Origin of the sequence: Rhizobium sp. Pop5, from assembly GCF_024721175.1 — a bacterium.
Classification (GTDB): domain Bacteria; phylum Pseudomonadota; class Alphaproteobacteria; order Rhizobiales; family Rhizobiaceae; genus Rhizobium.
The window spans coordinates 2,637,110-2,652,023 of sequence record NZ_CP099399.1 but is presented as its reverse complement, the minus strand read 5'-3'; the positions used below and the strand labels follow the sequence as shown (position 1 = coordinate 2,652,023).

The 14,914-nt window shown below is 59.5% G+C and carries 20 protein-coding genes, 1 tRNA gene and 1 pseudogene; 11 read left to right on the top strand and 11 right to left on the bottom strand.

Annotated features, from left to right (window positions below; translation table 11 throughout):
* Window positions 1-42 precede the first annotated feature (42 nt).
* The gene (locus NE852_RS15445) at window positions 43-411 is read left to right on the top strand and encodes a hypothetical protein (protein WP_008530986.1); all 369 of its coding nucleotides are present in this window, start codon (window positions 43-45) and stop codon (window positions 409-411) included.
* Between the two features lie 242 nt (window positions 412-653).
* Here NE852_RS15445 and NE852_RS15440 read toward each other — a convergent pair whose 3' ends face one another.
* Window positions 654-1,394: an SIMPL domain-containing protein gene (locus NE852_RS15440; RefSeq protein WP_008530987.1), complete on the bottom strand. Its 741-nt coding sequence runs from the start codon at window positions 1,392-1,394 to the stop codon at window positions 654-656.
* A 468-nt stretch (window positions 1,395-1,862) separates the two neighbouring features.
* Here NE852_RS15440 and NE852_RS15435 point away from each other — a divergent pair, with 468 nt between their 5' ends.
* Window positions 1,863-2,399 carry a hypothetical protein gene (locus tag NE852_RS15435; protein ID WP_245270946.1) on the top strand — a complete coding sequence of 179 codons (537 nt, stop codon included), beginning with the start codon at window positions 1,863-1,865 and terminating at the stop codon, window positions 2,397-2,399.
* Window positions 2,400-2,455: 56 nt separating this feature from the next.
* Here the strand turns inward: NE852_RS15435 and NE852_RS15430 are convergent, their stop codons facing one another.
* Window positions 2,456-2,602: a hypothetical protein gene (locus NE852_RS15430; RefSeq protein ID WP_008536996.1), complete on the bottom strand. Its 147-nt coding sequence runs from the start codon at window positions 2,600-2,602 to the stop codon at window positions 2,456-2,458.
* 223 nt (window positions 2,603-2,825) lie between these two features.
* On the opposite strand from NE852_RS15430, the gene NE852_RS15425 reads away from it, so the two are divergent.
* Window positions 2,826-3,035, top strand: a complete 210-nt coding sequence (locus NE852_RS15425; RefSeq protein ID WP_037173082.1) for a hypothetical protein — start codon at window positions 2,826-2,828, stop codon at window positions 3,033-3,035.
* 121 nt (window positions 3,036-3,156) lie between these two features.
* Here NE852_RS15425 and NE852_RS15420 read toward each other — a convergent pair whose 3' ends face one another.
* The 3 genes from NE852_RS15420 to NE852_RS15410 form a co-directional block, all read right to left on the bottom strand.
* Complete coding sequence (locus NE852_RS15420; protein ID WP_008530989.1) at window positions 3,157-3,393, bottom strand: DUF982 domain-containing protein; 237 nt, start codon at window positions 3,391-3,393, stop codon at window positions 3,157-3,159.
* Window positions 3,394-3,478: 85 nt separating this feature from the next.
* Window positions 3,479-4,174: a hypothetical protein gene (locus NE852_RS15415; protein ID WP_008530990.1), complete on the bottom strand. Its 696-nt coding sequence runs from the start codon at window positions 4,172-4,174 to the stop codon at window positions 3,479-3,481.
* Between the two features lie 742 nt (window positions 4,175-4,916).
* Window positions 4,917-4,992 (bottom strand) — tRNA-Ile (locus tag NE852_RS15410).
* A 222-nt stretch (window positions 4,993-5,214) separates the two neighbouring features.
* Here NE852_RS15410 and NE852_RS15405 point away from each other — a divergent pair.
* Complete coding sequence (locus tag NE852_RS15405; RefSeq protein WP_008530992.1) at window positions 5,215-5,583, top strand: response regulator; 369 nt, start codon at window positions 5,215-5,217, stop codon at window positions 5,581-5,583.
* 104 nt (window positions 5,584-5,687) lie between these two features.
* Here NE852_RS15405 and NE852_RS15400 read toward each other — a convergent pair whose 3' ends face one another.
* The 3 genes from NE852_RS15400 to NE852_RS15390 all read right to left on the bottom strand — a co-directional run bounded on the left by NE852_RS15400 (window position 5,688) and on the right by NE852_RS15390 (window position 7,487).
* A complete protein-coding gene (locus NE852_RS15400) occupies window positions 5,688-5,882 on the bottom strand; it encodes a hypothetical protein (protein WP_008530994.1) in 195 nt (64 codons plus the stop codon).
* Window positions 5,879-6,544, bottom strand: coding sequence for an acyl-homoserine-lactone synthase (locus NE852_RS15395; protein WP_008530997.1), 666 nt, complete (start codon window positions 6,542-6,544; stop codon window positions 5,879-5,881). The genes NE852_RS15400 and NE852_RS15395 overlap by 4 nt, the downstream gene beginning before the upstream one ends.
* Window positions 6,545-6,761: 217 nt before the next feature.
* Complete coding sequence (locus tag NE852_RS15390) at window positions 6,762-7,487, bottom strand: LuxR family transcriptional regulator (RefSeq protein ID WP_008530998.1); 726 nt, start codon at window positions 7,485-7,487, stop codon at window positions 6,762-6,764.
* 123 nt (window positions 7,488-7,610) lie between these two features.
* On the opposite strand from NE852_RS15390, the gene NE852_RS15385 reads away from it, so the two are divergent.
* Both NE852_RS15385 and NE852_RS15380 read left to right on the top strand, forming a co-directional pair.
* Window positions 7,611-7,805 (top strand): hypothetical protein, encoded by a 195-nt coding sequence (locus NE852_RS15385; RefSeq protein ID WP_008530999.1) that lies wholly within the window; start codon window positions 7,611-7,613, stop codon window positions 7,803-7,805.
* Between the two features lie 347 nt (window positions 7,806-8,152).
* Window positions 8,153-8,450, top strand: a pseudogene (locus NE852_RS15380) (hypothetical protein); the annotation flags it as partial.
* A gap of 175 nt (window positions 8,451-8,625) precedes the next feature.
* Here the strand turns inward: NE852_RS15380 and NE852_RS15375 are convergent.
* Together NE852_RS15375 and NE852_RS15370 are read right to left on the bottom strand one after the other, a co-directional pair.
* A complete protein-coding gene (locus NE852_RS15375) occupies window positions 8,626-8,865 on the bottom strand; it encodes a DUF2934 domain-containing protein (protein ID WP_008531001.1) in 240 nt (79 codons plus the stop codon).
* A 26-nt stretch (window positions 8,866-8,891) separates the two neighbouring features.
* Complete coding sequence (locus tag NE852_RS15370; RefSeq protein ID WP_008531002.1) at window positions 8,892-9,098, bottom strand: hypothetical protein; 207 nt, start codon at window positions 9,096-9,098, stop codon at window positions 8,892-8,894.
* Window positions 9,099-9,458: 360 nt separating this feature from the next.
* On the opposite strand from NE852_RS15370, the gene NE852_RS15365 reads away from it, so the two are divergent.
* Entirely contained in the window at window positions 9,459-9,842 is a 384-nt protein-coding gene (locus NE852_RS15365; protein ID WP_008531003.1) for a hypothetical protein, read from the top strand.
* A gap of 119 nt (window positions 9,843-9,961) precedes the next feature.
* On the top strand, window positions 9,962-10,375 hold the full coding sequence (locus NE852_RS15360; protein WP_008531004.1) for a DUF4174 domain-containing protein: 414 nt from the start codon (window positions 9,962-9,964) through the stop codon (window positions 10,373-10,375).
* 63 nt (window positions 10,376-10,438) lie between these two features.
* Here NE852_RS15360 and NE852_RS15355 read toward each other — a convergent pair whose 3' ends face one another.
* Window positions 10,439-11,149 carry a GntR family transcriptional regulator gene (locus NE852_RS15355; RefSeq protein ID WP_008531006.1) on the bottom strand — a complete coding sequence of 237 codons (711 nt, stop codon included), beginning with the start codon at window positions 11,147-11,149 and terminating at the stop codon, window positions 10,439-10,441.
* A 268-nt stretch (window positions 11,150-11,417) separates the two neighbouring features.
* On the opposite strand from NE852_RS15355, the gene NE852_RS15350 reads away from it, so the two are divergent.
* From NE852_RS15350 to NE852_RS15340, 3 genes are all read left to right on the top strand, one after another.
* A complete protein-coding gene (locus NE852_RS15350) occupies window positions 11,418-12,506 on the top strand; it encodes an ABC transporter ATP-binding protein (protein WP_258155799.1) in 1,089 nt (362 codons plus the stop codon).
* 36 nt (window positions 12,507-12,542) lie between these two features.
* A complete protein-coding gene (locus NE852_RS15345; protein WP_008531015.1) occupies window positions 12,543-13,841 on the top strand; it encodes a PotD/PotF family extracellular solute-binding protein in 1,299 nt (432 codons plus the stop codon).
* A gap of 158 nt (window positions 13,842-13,999) precedes the next feature.
* On the top strand, window positions 14,000-14,914 hold the full coding sequence (locus tag NE852_RS15340) for an ABC transporter permease (RefSeq protein WP_008531016.1): 915 nt from the start codon (window positions 14,000-14,002) through the stop codon (window positions 14,912-14,914).

The window sequence follows — 14,914 nt, the reverse complement described above, 5'->3', positions numbered from 1 at the left end:
GAGGGTGGCCTGGCCGCACCGACTTCAAAGGAGAGTTTTTAGATGATGCAGTTTTTGGCAAAGGCGGGTCTTGCCGTCATGCTGACAGCCGGCACCCTTGCCGGCACGGTGGCCCCGGCTGCCGCCCAGTTCAATATCATTATCGGCGAACCGGACCGTGGTCCGCCCCCGGAATACCGTCGTGTGCCGCCGGATTATCGCCGTCCGCCCCCGCCGCCCGGTTACGGCCGGCCGATGCGCGGCTGCGATCCGCGTCTCGCCGAAGACATGGCCAGGGACTACGGCTTCCGCCGCGCGCGCGTCGTCGATATCACCCCGCGCCGCGTCATCGTGCAGGGCTGGACTCGTCGCGGTCCCGATGAGATGAGCTTCGCCAATGTGCGCGGCTGCCCCGCTCTGCGCCGCTACTAAGAGAATTGCCGCCTCGTCTCCCCGATGCGGTGCTCCAGCATAATTCTCTAAATCGGTATCGATTTAGAGACAAATTATGCAGCAATTCAAAGTGTTACAGCGTTCTTTGCGCGTCTGAAAGACGTGCGGTGCTATAGAAAACCGCCCTTGCCCGTCTCCCCGGATTGGCAAGGGCGGTTTCTTTTTGTGAGCCCGTTTGTAGCCGGGCGGAAGAAGCGATCTTCTTCCGCCCGGCCGAAGCCTTACTGCTCGATCGCGAAGGTCACGGTGACGCTGACATTGTAGTTGTTCTCGCCGCCCTGGACGGGAACGGCGCCATCAGAGGCTTCCTTCATCATCGTGGCGCGATAGACCGGCTGCGGCAGCGGGCGAGGCACGTTCTCGTTGATCTCGATGATGCGGCCGAGCTTGACGCCGGCGGCCTCGCTCAGCGTCTTCGCCTTCTTGACCGCATCGGCAACGGCCTTCTTGCGCGCGTCTTCGAGCGCGGTTTCCGGCTTGTCGTTGGTGAAGTGGATGTCGCCGCCCTGGTTGATGCCGAGGCTGACGGACTGGTCGATCACTTGACCGAGCTTGGAAAGATCGCGCAGCCGCAAGGTGACGGAATTGATGGTCTGGTAGCCGATCAACTGCGGTTGTGCGGGCTGGCCGTCGGTCGGCTGCGGATAGTTGTATTGCGGCTGGATCGAAAAGCCCGAAGTCTGCAGGTCGCGTTCGGCAATGCCGCCGCTCTTCAGCGCGGCGAGCACGTCGTTCATCGCCTTGTTGTTCTCGTCGAGCGCTTCGCGGGCGGTCTTGGCCTGCTTGACGACGGCGAGATTGACGACCGCCATGTCAGGCGCCACGGCCGATTCGCCGTCTCCCGTTACCGAGATCACCGGCTCGCGCGGCTTTGCCTCCTGAGCGAATGCGGGCGCTGCGGCGGCAAGCGGCAGAGCCAGAAGGGCAGTCATAAGAACAGTCTTGGAAAGAATCGGCGCCATGTTTTCATTCCCTAGTTGTCGTTTCCCGGATCAGCTTTCTGTCGGTTGATTGTGAAGCTATTGCGGCGGAAGGGAGGGGCGCGGGCGTGTGGAGAGAAATAATGTGAGAGGAACTTGAGAGGGTGTGCCGTGTGGGACCCCCCTCTGCCCTGCCGGGCATCTCCCCCACAAGGGGGGAGATTGGCAAGTGGCTAGACCTTCCCGGCTCTCTACCGTTTCGCCGAGCTGCAAGCCCCAATTGTTTGGGGAAATCATCGCGCCCAGCCGATCTCCCCACCTGTGGGGGAGATGCCCGGCAGGGCAGAGGGGGGCGTCCCACGGCACACCGGTAAAGTGGTAAGCAAACATGCTCCTCTCCGCATAAACAGGCCACTTCCCAAATCCCGCAAACCTGATAGCAAAGACGGCGGGTTAAGAAACAGGGGCTTCCGGACACGTCGTGGCCGGCAAGGGGGCAGCATGCGCTTCATGGCAATTCTTTCGATCGGCCTCGCCATCAGTCTGGCGGGGTGCTCTCAGGTGGCGGAAAAGGCGGAGAACGCCGCCAACCGCTCTTACACCAGCTATGCGCTGGGCAAGCCCTATACCGACATCGCCAATCTCGGCCAGTCGCCGATGGCGCAGCTTTCCGGCTCCGGCGCGACCTTCGGGCCGATGATCGGGGCGACGTCGTTGAAGAACGGCATGACGATCTACCGGCACATGGCGCCGGCCGCCAAGACCGAGACCGGCACGAATTTCGCCGGCCTGGTCGGCAGTTCCACGGTATCGCAGAACAACCGGCTTTCCTATTTCCTGGTGGGCGCCGACGGGATCGTCAAGGATTGGGCGACGGGCTCCGTGCAGGGCAGCGCCAGCGACTGCGTGCAGTATATCGGCGGCATCATCAATCGCTGCAGCGAATGCGCCAGCTCCAGGCCTCGCTCGCGCTCTACGACATGCGCGTGGCGACGAAGGCCGGCCAACCCATTTCCAGCTGGGGCGAACCGGCCGCAGCCGTCGTGAACTGAGGAGGGGGCTGGCCGGGATAAGATCGTTATCTACCCGGCAGCTAGCAGAGCTTAGGCGCCGAAATCATCCATGAAGGACGGATGGATGGCGGGCTTACGCTCTTCGCGAGCTTCGCGCATGCGCTGGGGAACAGCGCCGAAACCGCTGACGAAACGGCTCAAGAGCCGGCGGTTGAAAAGTTTCTGTATGGCATTCATGGCAGTTACTCATTCTTTTTTTTGTTAGCCGGCAGCGTATATTTTGCCCAGACTGCCGGAACAATGGGCAATTTTGCATGACAGTTATGTGACAGCGCATGGGCTTGAGAAAGCAGCCTGCGAGGTGATCACATTGACGTTAAGAGGGGTCGTCCGGGCGGTCGGGCGCTATAAATTGTGCACTTGGGGCAAAAGCCATGCCCCTCGCGAAGGAGAAGCTCAGATGACCCGATTTTTCGCATTCATCATGACCAGCACGCTGATCAGCCTCGCCACGATCACTTCGGGCTGCACCTCTTCCGGAAGCCTCGATCAGACTTCGTCGATTGGTGGCGGCTATTATGGTGGCAGCTATCATTATGAGAGTCAGCCACTCAATCCGGCGTGTGGCGGTGGATTCCGGCCGAGTGACGGGCGGTCTTGCAGTTATTAGGGCCGTGCTCAGCTCGCAATCGATGACGACATAGCTAGCACAGATAAGCAATCGCCGAGGGGAACTGTCCCGCCCGCTCGTTATGTATTTCGGCGATGAAGTCCCCCGCAGCAGGGAAGAGTTACGAACTGCAATCAATATCGCTAAGCTTTGCAGCGGCGATAAGAGCGCGACGCACTTCTTCTGGCGACGCAACCTCGTTGATCGCATCCAGCACCAACATCTCGGCGGCCCTTGCCGCCGGCGTTTGTTCTGGCCAGTCGTTCATCAGGGTATTTCCTGCCTGCAGAACGGTGCGGAGTGTCCGCTTTTTGCCGCCGATCGTGATGGTGACCGGTCTGAACTTCGGTTTGCTCATGGCGCATCCCCTCCCACGGAACACGCGACTCAACGAATCACTTCAAGACTCGTTCCAGTTGAGTACGTCCGAGCATTCGGATTAGCTACCGGCCACCCTTCTGTGTCAAAATCACAATTATCTCGGCCAGCAGAACGTCAAGCGAATTTGAGGCATCAACTTGCGTTATCGTCGGAAGCACCTCTTTCCTTCGAATATGAGAATGTAGATGCAGGTCTGCAATGTTGCGTGATGTCGTATCTAGGTTTTTGAACTCTCGCTTCAGCGTTGCTCCACCATGGTTGTTAGCGACTTCTGCGAACGACTGCTTTCCGAAGATGGGTGGGACGTGATCAACGATGGCCCTCGTCAGCATTGCCATCGAAAGATAGCTCTCGGTTGCGAAGGCGAGGTTGAGCTCTTCACAAAGGCGTATCAGCTTCGTCAGATCGAAATCAGACGGCGACAACTGAGCTAAAGCTTCTATCCTTGCGGGATCAACGACGGCCCTCGATGTTAGAGCAAGCTTGACCTCTCTCCTTCCCGTTTCGAGGCTTTGCTTGTTCACCTGATGAGGCATAGTCATAGCCCGCAGCACAGCCTTCGTGGGCAGGCCGGCAAGCCACCGTAGGCGACTGTCTATTGCATCTTTCGCAAGGCTTCGTTGAAACATGCTTGGCGTCTGCATCGGCAAGCCGAGGTCGATCGTAGACAGCGCTGCCCACTCTGCAGCAATGCCACTTTCTGGAAATGTTTCCATTAGCCAGTGCGCAACCACACTGATCCACCCTGACGCCTGCATATTGAACTCAAGCGGCGCGGAATAAGAGGCGATGGCTTTGAGGCGGCACCGCGCTGCGTCATATCATCAAGACCCTGCATGCATCCTCGGCGGCATACTCGTCATTCGCCCAACGAAGAAGGCCGGCAGCGATGCCGGCCGACTCTCACAGAAACAGCTGGATCAGCATGATCGCAGCGGTAATCCGGCTCGACTTCGATCTTGAAGCCCCGGCCGCGCAAGTAAATGAAACGCATGTTCATTATCCTTGAACATGCCCGAACGTTCAGGCGATCAAACCTGATGCAGATCTGCAGTGAAAACGGCTATTGCCGCGAACTAAGAGAAGAATAATTAGGGCACCCACCCAGAACGCCGCTGTTATCCAGCTTGGCGGCTGTAGGATTGTTCTTCCGAGTGTTGCGCTGATTGTTCCGCTACGTGAGTTCAGTTCGGTTCGGACAGAGTTCCTAATCACAAAGATAGTTAAGTCCGCTGATTCGTCAAGACCGAAGAGACTGCAAACAAAAGCCCCCCGTCGAAAGACAGGAGGGTTTCGCATTACAGCCCGAAGAAAAGGCGAGGACCGAAGCCAAGCTGATCTTGAGATCAAGCTTCAGTCGGAACGACTTCGTCGACTGACTGGCTTCGAGAAGCAAAGATGCTCCTCTCTCAGTGGGCGAAGTCATGGATGAACAACCCAATGTCCCCCTTGGATGTCTTCCCAAGAAACCGATATCCAACTCATTGATTTTAAACGAAATGGTGGGCCCGGAGGGACTCGAACCCCCAACCAAGCGGTTATGAGCCGCCGGCTCTAACCATTGAGCTACAGGCCCCTGGCGCCGATGTTAGCGCCTTGGCGCCGGAGGCCGGCGCCGTGATGCCGGGGCAATGGTTCCCGCAGCATGGGTTTCGCTCTAACGCAAATTGCAGGGAGCTACAAGCCGGGGCCACAAGCATCTGTGGACGATGCATATTTCATGGGCAGAGGCACTGGAACCTTCTCGCGGCGGCGACACTTATTCGAATCACATACCGTATGAAGAGGGCGATTGCAGATGGTGGGTTCGAACAGTGCCGTGGTGCTCATCGTGGAGGACGAGTCGGTGATCCGGTTCAACATCCTCGACGTGCTTGAGGACGTCGGCCATGTGGCGCTTGAGGCGGCGAATGCCGACGAGGCGCTGGTGGTGCTGAAGGGGCGGCCGGATGTCGATATCCTCTTCACCGACGTCAACATGGCCGGTTCGATGGACGGGATCCAGCTTGCCAAGCGCGTGAGGGCGATGCGGCCGAACATCGGCATCATCATCACCTCGGGCATGGTGCGGCTCGATCCGATGGCGCTGCCCGCCAATACCGCCTTCCTGCCGAAGCCCTATATGCACGATGCGCTGATTTCGGCGATCGATTCCCTAATGACCTAGCTCTCAAACGCCGCGCAGCCGCAAAACGGGGACTGGTTTTGCGGCTGCGCGCGAGGCGCCGGGAGGTATGCTCGTCTTCAGATGCGGCGGAGGGAACCGCGCCCTCAGCTGAAGCTGCTCTTCAGCGCCTCGTTTTCGTGATGGGCCTTCTTCTCGTAGATCGTGAACAGAGCCATCGAGAGGAGATAGGAGAGGAAGGGGTCCCCTATCTGCGTGGCGATATCGCGGGATGCGAGCACGTGGCGCTCCAGCGCGCTGATATCTTTCTGCATTGCGGTTGTTTCAGCGAGGCGGTTCATGCTGCCATCTCCAGGAATTGGGTCACGACCGAGCGGGCCGGTACGTGCCTGACATATAGGGGTAGGGTCAGGCCGAGGGCGGCGCGCATCTTGCGCAGCACGCGGTCAGACACTTCGAAGGCGCCGCAGCAGACGGGGTACTTGCCGTAGCCGTCTGCGCGGCCGAGTTCTTCCACTTCGGCGCCTGCGCGCTTGTAGACGCGCTTGAGATAGGGTTCGTAGTTGGAAATCATCGTATGGATGCCGTGGTCGAGCGCGCATTCGCAAAGGGCGAGCAGCATCATCGAGAAGGCGCGGCCGGCGTCGATATTCGGGAAGTCCCGGGCTATCGCCTCCTCGTCAATGCACATGCGCGTGCCTTCCCAGATGCCGGGAGCGACGAGCTCGGCAGCGGCGGGGAACGTCTCACGGAAGACGTCGTAGAGAAGGGTCGGGCCGGTCGTCGGCATCAAGCGCATGCCGCCATAGAGACGGGTGCGGCTGTCGTTGCACCAGACGAGATAGGCGGGTGAAAGAGAATCGTAGCTGTCGCGCTCGTATGGGCCGATGACAGGAACGTCCCAGCCGAGCGTATCGGCGAAGACCTTCTTGCGCAGGCGAAACATCTGGTCGAGTACGGCAGCGTACTTCTGATACTCATGTGCCTGAATGATAACGAACATTTTGCCCTCCAGCGTTTTCAAGTCCGTGGAAAGCAGAATGGTTCAGGCAGGCCGGATCGGAAATTCCCTCAGATAGGCCCCCCCAGATGGGGGGATTAGCCCAAAAGTATGATGAAACGGGTTAGGACACGTGCAGCCGCGGCGCGGCAAGAACCGCGAGGCTCCGGCTTTTTTGATCGGGGCATCGTCCGAAAACCGTTCTGATTTTCGGGTTGTTCTAGGGATTGATGATACGCAGCTGCACGGCCCGCGAGGCGGCGGCCGAAATCGTGGCGCAGCCGAGCTTGAAGCGGGCGGTCTTCAGGTAATCGCGCGTGGTATGCTCCGATATGCCCAATATGACCGAGATGTCCTTGTAATCCTTGCCGAGAGCGGTCCAGTGGAGGCATTCGATCTCGCGCGGCGACAGCGCCGGCACGGGATCGTTCTCGCCGTAGAGTTCGTAGACGGCCTTGCGATGAATGAGATGGGCGATCTCGATCCACTCGTTGCGGTAGCGGCGTACGAGCTCGATCCATTCCTCCTGCGGTATGCGGGCATTCACGGAGAGGAGGGCGCGACGCTGCGCCTTGTCGGCGACGGGAATGGAATAGCCATTGCCGCCGATACCGTGCTTCTGGGCATCGACCAGCATGGCATAGGCCTCCGGCGTCGGCTCGACCTCGCTCCAGTCGAAGGGCAGCTGGCGTTCGAAGCCCTGCTTGACGATCGGATCGACCTTCACATAGCTGTTGAGGAGGTAGCGCGAGACCCAGGCGTCGGGGTAAGTGGTGCGCACGAAGGGGGAATCGATCTTGCTCGCGATCGTCTGGGCGAGATGGTAGGTCACGAAATCGAGCGCATATTCCGCCTGCAGAATGCGGATGGCGGCATCCACATTGGCCGCACCCTTGATCTGTTCGAAAGCGGACTCGAACTTTTCGCTATAGGTATTCTCGTTCATTTCCTACCGCCCCAATTCCCTCAATTTTAACGTGACGAACGTCACAAATACAAGGCATCCCCACATATGCGGGGAATGACTAACTCGCCTCCATTTGCTAGCGCCTTCATGAGGAGACCTCATATGGACAGCAAGAGACCATTCGAGATTGTCGACTGCCAGCAGGCGGCCAAAGGCCTGAAATCCAGCTGGCAGGACATGGCAGGTTCCGAAGCGCTCATCCGCGCGCTCGTTGCCGAACGCAACGGCGACACCCCGATGGCGCTGTTCTGGACTGCTGTCCATAAAGCGCTCTGTGAGGAAAGCAACGCCTTCTGACGCGGCGCTGCGAGCAGGCTCCGACTCTCTCCCTATATCAACAGGCCTGGCCGGACATTGAAACCGGCGCCCGTCGCGGCCAGCGAGGCTGTGCCGCGGGACGCTCTCATCTTGCTCTCGTAACCGATCTGCTGAGACCACCGAACGGCGGCATTCCAAGGAGGTCAATGAGAAACCGCGTTCTTCGATCGATTTGCGCCATCATGCTTGACGAAGCGTTTCAGACGGGCGCAATGGTGTTGATGTAAACGGTTACACCGTGCCAAAGCGGCTCATGTTGGCCGAATAACATCCGGCATTCAGGAGCTGTTTCCTATGTCTGCCGCTTGCCGGCACGAATGATTCGGATGCCGGGGCGCGAGCAGAACGGAATTGATCTCGCTGAAAGGCGCGTGCCTACCGGCTATGCCGAGAAAGTTCGCCGGCAATATCATGAGAGTTTCGTTCCGCAGGCGATCGAGACGGGCGTACATTTCCATGCGGAAAATCCCGACGGGCCGAAACTCATCCGGGAGACAAGCGCGTGGCTGATCCTGGGCCATCTCAATTCGCGCGGGGCAGGAGAAGTCGCGGCACTGGGAGCAGGCGTTCGGGTGGGGGCTGATCCGCCGGCATGGCCAGCCGCTAACGACGCATACGGAGCTGCGGTGGGCATAAATACAAGCCCGCGCACGGCGGTCATGGCGGAGATCGGCTCGCGATCGAAACCTTCGATGCGCCGCTCGCTGCAGCTCAGAGTTGTACTTTCATGATGTTCTGAGGGGAGGGGAAAGTGCGCTTCCGGCTCAGCCTGGACTGAGCCGGTGCGCTGCGTGCGGGATCATCCGACCTTTGTCGACGGATTGATCCAGTCTTGCCGCGGCATTTCGGGCCGTGCGGGTTTCGTGCGAAACTTCACCAGCACCTCGCGGCCGTCGACGGTGGCCCGCGTGCGTTCCAGAGCATTGCGTTCGGCTACCGCCTGGCGCCAGTGCTCGTCATCTCGGCCGCTGGGACGGCCCTGTTCTTCCCAGATCGAGTAAGCTCTTTTGCTGATCCATTCGTGACGTGTGTCGCTCATTTATCCATTCCATTCGTGAAAGGGAGTTATTCGGCAATTCTGTCCCGCGGAGCCGGCTGACGGCGCTTGGCTGCCATCAGCAGGTCGAGTTCGATCGAAGAGGGCCCGAAACGGGTGTACAGGCTCTCGGCCTGATCGCTGCGCAGTCCATATTTGGAAGCGAATTCATCAAGGCTATAGGGGCGGCCGCGCAGGATCCTGCTTCGGCGCTCCGATTCGCGGATTGGCGTCATTGGTGGTAATCCCAGTCGGTTTGGCGAGTTATCCGAACAAAACAGATTACAGCCATAAAAGTTCCGTGAATTTTCAGGGTTTTTTGGCCGCGCGGTGCCATTCCGAAGCAATTTCACGCCGATGGCATAGAATTTTAACGGTGGCGCCCGTTGAGAAAATTTCAACTAAAAAATGAAGCTATATCATAGCGTTATGAAATTCGCTTCCGCAGGTTGGGATAAATGGCTTTATCCCCGCCGCGTTACTCTATAGAATCAATAGTGTTATTCGGTTCGCAGGGGGCAAATTGTTGGCCATTCCCGCGTTGATGCGACCGATACCGGAGGACTTTGGCTTCAATCCATCAAGAGGAGACAGACATGATGAATGCCCTGCCGCCACTTCATGACGGCCACGCGCCGTTTACCCTCCAGCAGCTGTTTCGCGAAGCGCTCTATGCCTTTGAGGAATGGGACAGCGAATTGACCGAACCGATCGTGACTCACGAAGGACGGGTCATGCCCATCAGCTTCGTTTTCGAGGCCATGCGCGAATGCACAGACATCGTGCCGATGAATATCGTCGGCGCCGTCACCGAACGGCTGACAAAGCCATGGGAGGGCGAAGGCCCGCTCGACCAGATGACCTTCTCGACGGCGGCGCGCGTAATGCGTGTATTGGTGCGCAAGCGCCTTCTCGCCAACGGCACCGCAGACCTCGTCGCCGTTTCGGCCCACGCGGCCGAAGACCAGAGCCGCGACTGACTGGATTAGGGATCGTGGCCATGGCCGCGATCCTTTTCCTCTTGCCCTGGGAACCTCGCCCATCCCCATCCGTTAGTCCGGCAGCACGGCCACATCAGAGATGGCCGAGGAATGAGCACATGCTGAAATCCATCGTTCATGAAATCATCGGCGCGCCTCACCGCGAGCCGGAACTCCCGCGATCACTCGAGCAGTTTCGCGACAGCAAGCGCGTGCTGATCATCTTTGCCGATGCGCAGGACGACCGCCCTCTCATTCAGGACGAGTGGCTGCGCAAGGCGCAAATGCGTCTCATCGAGGAAGACATCGAGGTGTTCAGCATCGCCGGCGGCGGCGCCTTTGCGCTGTTCGACGACGACTGGGAACTCGATGCCGACGATGTGAGAGAGCGGCTGCAGGGGCCGCCGTCCGGCGAATTCGGTCTGATCCTGATCGGGCGCGACGGAACCGTCAAACTGCGCTCCAGCGAGCCGCGCACCGCGGAGGAAATCTTCGAGGCCCTTGAGAGCCTGCCGAAGACTACGCCTTGGTAACTGCTCGAGGCTTTGGTTGTTCGGGCGCGGACGTGGCGAAAGCCGCTCGCGCCTTTTCGGCGTTCAGAGCTCGAAGGCTTCCTTCAATCCAAGGCTCTTGCGTTCGCGCAGGTCGAGATCGGCCTCGATATGGGCGATGTGGTGCAGCATCAGCTGGCAGGCGCGATCGAGGTCGTTGCTTTCGATCGCCGCAATGATGTCGCCATGTTCCGAATGGCCGCAGCTCGACACGGTCGACTGGCCGTAGAGCGCGATCACCAGGGAAGATCGGGCAACAAGTTCTTCCATGAAGCGCTGCATGATCGCATTGCCTGAAATTGCCGCCAGCATCAGATGGAAATCGCCGGATGCCTTGATCTCTGCCCGGCGCGCCGTCTGGCCGCGCTCGCTCATCAGGCGGCCTTCCTCCAACAGAAGCTCTCTCATGCGCCCGATATCGGCGGGCGTGATCCGTTCTGCCGCCTCGCGCAATATGCCGGGCTCGACCAGGCGGCGGGCGGAAAAGATCTGCCGGGCCTCATCGGGTGAAGGGTAGGCGACGAAGGCGCCGCGGTTCTTCTCGACGCTGACGAGGCCTTCATAGGAGAGCGCCTGCAAGGCGGCGCGGGCAAGCGTGCGGCTGACACTGAAGAGATTGCCGACATCGCTTTCGGAAAGCTTGGTGCCGGGCGAAAGCCTGCGCTCGACGATCGCTTCACGAATGGCGTCGCGGATCTGTTGCGCGCCGGTTTCGGCGGTATCTTCGGCCTGCTGGACCTTGGCAGCGGATTTCATGAAATCGTTTCCTGGTGAACGTGCAAACCATATCCGGCTTCGCGGCAAAAGTTAAACGAATTTGCGCGCGAAATGACGGTCAAATTGTATACGATTATTTGCACGAATTGAGGACGAAAGCCTAATTCCTGTGCATATGTCGATCTGCCCATAAAATGCTCGTGTGTGCCGAATGATGTTGAAAATCCTTGCCTCATAAGGGTTTAAGACGGCGTAACGCAATCTGGCACGGCAGATGCATCGTCTTTTCCGAACAAGGGAAGGCATGATGTCGAAAGCAGCAGAGATCGATATAGTATCCGTTTCGAAGGTGTACGGCGCGACGACGGCGGTCCATGCGATCAGCCTGAAGATTCCGGCCGGCTCCTATTGCTGCTTCCTCGGTCCGTCGGGCTGCGGAAAGACCTCGACGTTGCGCATGATCGCCGGCCATGAGAGCATTTCCTCGGGCGATATCCGGCTCGGCAAAACAGTCGTCACCGATTTTCCGCCGGCCAGGCGCGGCACGGCGATGATGTTTCAGTCCTATGCGCTGTTCCCGCATCTCGATCTCATCGACAACGTCGCCTTCAGCCTGAAGATGAAGGGCGTCGACAAGGCGGAGCGCCGGGCCAAGGCGCTCGAAATGCTGAAGCTGATGCAGATGGAGCCTTATGCCAACCGGCGTCCGGCTCAGCTTTCCGGCGGCCAGCAGCAGCGCGTGGCACTGGCGCGCGCGCTGATCACCGATCCCGAAGCGCTGCTGCTCGACGAGCCGCTGTCGGCGCTCGATCCCTTCCTGAAGATCCGCATGCGCGCAGAGCTCAAGAAACTCCAGAAGTCGCTCGGCATTACCTTCGTCCATGTCACCCACAGCCAGGAGGAGGCGATGGCGCTCGCCGATATCATGGTCATCATGAATGATGGCCGGATCGAGCAGGCGGCCGCACCCCGCGAAGTTTTCGAGCGGCCGGCGACGGCCTTCGTCGCCCGCTTCATGGGCGACCACAATGTTTTGTCCGGCCGGGTGACGTCGAGCGAGAACGGCGTGATCGTCATGACCGTGCCCGAGGGCCAAAGCTTTTCCGTGCGCGGATCAGGCAGGGCGGTTGGCGAGCCGGTCGATATCGGCATCCGCACCGACCGCGTGCGCCTGCAGGTCGCGACCGAATGGACGCTCGGCTTCAATGGCATCGTCTCCAACGTCGAATATCGCGGCTCTTCGGTAAAGATCACCGTTCTCGGCGCCGGCAGCGACGACTTCACCGTCATATCTGACGATGGCGCTTATTTCGACCGGCCGGTCTCGGTCGGCGATGCCATCGCGCTCAGCTGGGCGCTCGACGATGCCGTGCTGCTCGGCCGCACCTCCGCATGAACCATCAACTTCCACATCAAGAAAAGGGGAACTGACATGACGACTGAAACGACATCGACCAAGGCGGAGAAGGGTCTTTCCCGCCGCACGCTCCTGAAGACGGGTGCGGCTGCCGTCGGCGCCATTGCCGGCTCCGGCGCGATCACCGGCTTTCCCTCCATCTGGGCGCAGACGAACATCACGCTTCGCCAGTTCGGCACCGGCGTTTCGAACATCAATGCGATCGCCGAGAAGTGCAAGGCCGATCTCGGCATCACGCTGGAGATGACGGCAACCGATTCCGACGCCGCAGCCCAGCGCGCCGTCACCCAGCCCGACAGCTACGATATCGCCGACATCGAATACTGGATAGCCAAGAAGGTGTTCCCGACAGGCGTGCTGCAGCCGATGGACGTCAAGAAGCTCAAATATTACGACAAGATCGTGCCGCTGTTCATCAACGGCAAGATGAAGCCGGACAGCGTCATTGCCCAGGGTACCGCACCGCACACGGTCGGCTTCGTCGAGGAGCAGGCTTCCAAGAAGTTCGCCAAGGAGCCGACGCAGTGGATGACGATGGTTCCCACCATCTACAATGCAGATACGCTCGGCATCCGTCCGGATCTCGTCGGCCGCGACATTACGAGCTGGGCCGACATCATGGACCCGAAGTTCAAGGGCAAGACCTCGATCCTCAACATCCCGTCGATCGGCATCATGGATGCGGCGATGATCATGGAAGCCATGGGCAACATCAAATATGCCGACAAGGGCAACATGACCAAGGCAGAGATCGACAAGACGATCGAATTCCTGATCAAGGCCAAGGGCGACGGTCAGTTCCGCGCCTTCTGGAAGAGCTTCGACGAGTCGGTCAATCTGATGGCATCGGGCGAAGTCGTCATCCAGTCCATGTGGTCGCCGGCCGTTGCCGCCGTCCGCTCCAAGGGCATCGCCTGCAAGTACCAGCCGCTCAAGGAAGGCTACCGCGCATGGGGCGGCGGTCTCGGCCTTGCGTCGCACCTCAAGGGCGCACAGCTCGATGCGGCCTATGAATATATCAACTGGTACACATCAGGTTGGGTCGGCGGTTACCTCAACCGCCAGGGCTACTATTCCGCCTGCATGGAGACTGCCAAGAACTTCATGACGGCAGACGAGTGGGGCTACTGGATCGAGGGCAAGCCGGCGCAGGGCGATATCCTTTCTCCCGAAGGCAAGGTCATGGAGAAGGCCGGCGCAGTCCGCGACGGCGGTGCCTTCGAAGCCCGCATGGGCGCGGTCGCCTGCTGGAACTCGGTCATGGACGAGGACCGCTACATGGTTCGCCGCTGGAACGAGTTCATCGCTGCCTAAGGCGATTGCCGTTTTCCCCTCCCCAAACCTCCCCACAAGGGGGAGGGAGTCCGGCGAGGGTGCGGCCTAAAACTCCCTCCCCCTTGTGGGGAGGGTTGGGGAGGGGTCTTTTGAGCCCTCCCTATGCGGATGATGAATGACTTGCGAAAGGGCAAGGGATGGCAACGATCGCTTCAGAGCAGACGGATCAGGCTTCGCGGCCGGCGCACCGCCGTACCTTCCGCCTCTCTCCCTCGGCCATCTCCTATCTCCAGGCGAGCCCGCTCATCGCCATTCTCGGTTTCTTCTTCCTGCTGCCGATTGCCATGATCGCTATCGTCAGCTTGTGGGACTATGATTTCGCCGGCCTCTATCCCGATTTCCTCACCATGAACTACACCGACACGCTCGGTTCATGGGTGACGTGGAAGACCTATCTCAATACGCTGAAATTCACCGCCATCGTCTGGGCGCTGACGCTGGTCATCGGATTCTGGGTCGCCTATTTCCTGGCCTTCCATATCCGCAAGACCTCGACGCAGATGATCCTCTTTCTCGTCTGCACCGTGCCGTTCATGACGTCGAACATCATTCGCATGATCTCGTGGATTCCGGTGCTCGGGCGCAACGGCCTCGTCAATTCGACGCTGATCCAGATGGGGATCATTCCGCAGCCGATCGAATGGCTGCTCTATTCCGATTTCGCCGTCGTGCTCGCCATGGTGCATCTCTATACGTTGTTCATGGTGACGCCGATCTTCAACACGCTGATGCGCATCGACCGGTCGCTGTTCGAGGCGGCGCGCGACGCGGGCGCATCCGGCTGGCAGGTGCTGTGGAACGTCGTCATTCCGCTCGCCAAGCCCGGCATGGCGATCGGCACGATCTTTGTCGTGACGCTTGTGATGGCCGATTTCTCGACGGTGCAGGTCATGTCCGGCGGACAGAGCGCTTCGGTGGCGCTGATGATGAAGAACCAGATGTCGCTGCTGCAATATCCGGCGGCGGCTGCCAATGCCGTGGTGCTGCTCGCTGTCGTGCTGCTGATGGTCGCCGCCATCCTGCGCGTCGTCGATATCCGCAAGGAGCTTTGA

What these genes read in the sequence shown, in the direction of transcription:
- NE852_RS15375 (WP_008531001.1), bottom strand. Translation starts at nt 8,865, where the DNA reads ATGAGCGACACACGTCACGAATGGATCAGCAAAAGAGCTTACTCGATC.
- NE852_RS15340 (WP_008531016.1), top strand. Translation starts at nt 14,000, where the DNA reads ATGGCAACGATCGCTTCAGAGCAGACGGATCAGGCTTCGCGGCCGGCG.
- NE852_RS15405 (WP_008530992.1), top strand. Translation starts at nt 5,215, where the DNA reads ATGGTGGGTTCGAACAGTGCCGTGGTGCTCATCGTGGAGGACGAGTCG.
- NE852_RS15350 (WP_258155799.1), top strand. Translation starts at nt 11,418, where the DNA reads ATGTCGAAAGCAGCAGAGATCGATATAGTATCCGTTTCGAAGGTGTAC.
- NE852_RS15440 (WP_008530987.1), bottom strand. Translation starts at nt 1,394, where the DNA reads ATGGCGCCGATTCTTTCCAAGACTGTTCTTATGACTGCCCTTCTGGCT.
- NE852_RS15345 (WP_008531015.1), top strand. Translation starts at nt 12,543, where the DNA reads ATGACGACTGAAACGACATCGACCAAGGCGGAGAAGGGTCTTTCCCGC.
- NE852_RS15360 (WP_008531004.1), top strand. Translation starts at nt 9,962, where the DNA reads ATGCTGAAATCCATCGTTCATGAAATCATCGGCGCGCCTCACCGCGAG.
- NE852_RS15415 (WP_008530990.1), bottom strand. Translation starts at nt 4,174, where the DNA reads ATGCAGGCGTCAGGGTGGATCAGTGTGGTTGCGCACTGGCTAATGGAA.
- NE852_RS15385 (WP_008530999.1), top strand. Translation starts at nt 7,611, where the DNA reads ATGGACAGCAAGAGACCATTCGAGATTGTCGACTGCCAGCAGGCGGCC.
- NE852_RS15355 (WP_008531006.1), bottom strand. Translation starts at nt 11,149, where the DNA reads ATGAAATCCGCTGCCAAGGTCCAGCAGGCCGAAGATACCGCCGAAACC.
- NE852_RS15390 (WP_008530998.1), bottom strand. Translation starts at nt 7,487, where the DNA reads ATGAACGAGAATACCTATAGCGAAAAGTTCGAGTCCGCTTTCGAACAG.
- NE852_RS15445 (WP_008530986.1), top strand. Translation starts at nt 43, where the DNA reads ATGATGCAGTTTTTGGCAAAGGCGGGTCTTGCCGTCATGCTGACAGCC.
- NE852_RS15435 (WP_245270946.1), top strand. Translation starts at nt 1,863, where the DNA reads ATGGCAATTCTTTCGATCGGCCTCGCCATCAGTCTGGCGGGGTGCTCT.
- NE852_RS15365 (WP_008531003.1), top strand. Translation starts at nt 9,459, where the DNA reads ATGATGAATGCCCTGCCGCCACTTCATGACGGCCACGCGCCGTTTACC.
- NE852_RS15430 (WP_008536996.1), bottom strand. Translation starts at nt 2,602, where the DNA reads ATGAATGCCATACAGAAACTTTTCAACCGCCGGCTCTTGAGCCGTTTC.
- NE852_RS15420 (WP_008530989.1), bottom strand. Translation starts at nt 3,393, where the DNA reads ATGAGCAAACCGAAGTTCAGACCGGTCACCATCACGATCGGCGGCAAA.
- NE852_RS15400 (WP_008530994.1), bottom strand. Translation starts at nt 5,882, where the DNA reads ATGAACCGCCTCGCTGAAACAACCGCAATGCAGAAAGATATCAGCGCG.
- NE852_RS15395 (WP_008530997.1), bottom strand. Translation starts at nt 6,544, where the DNA reads ATGTTCGTTATCATTCAGGCACATGAGTATCAGAAGTACGCTGCCGTA.
- NE852_RS15370 (WP_008531002.1), bottom strand. Translation starts at nt 9,098, where the DNA reads ATGACGCCAATCCGCGAATCGGAGCGCCGAAGCAGGATCCTGCGCGGC.
- NE852_RS15425 (WP_037173082.1), top strand. Translation starts at nt 2,826, where the DNA reads ATGACCCGATTTTTCGCATTCATCATGACCAGCACGCTGATCAGCCTC.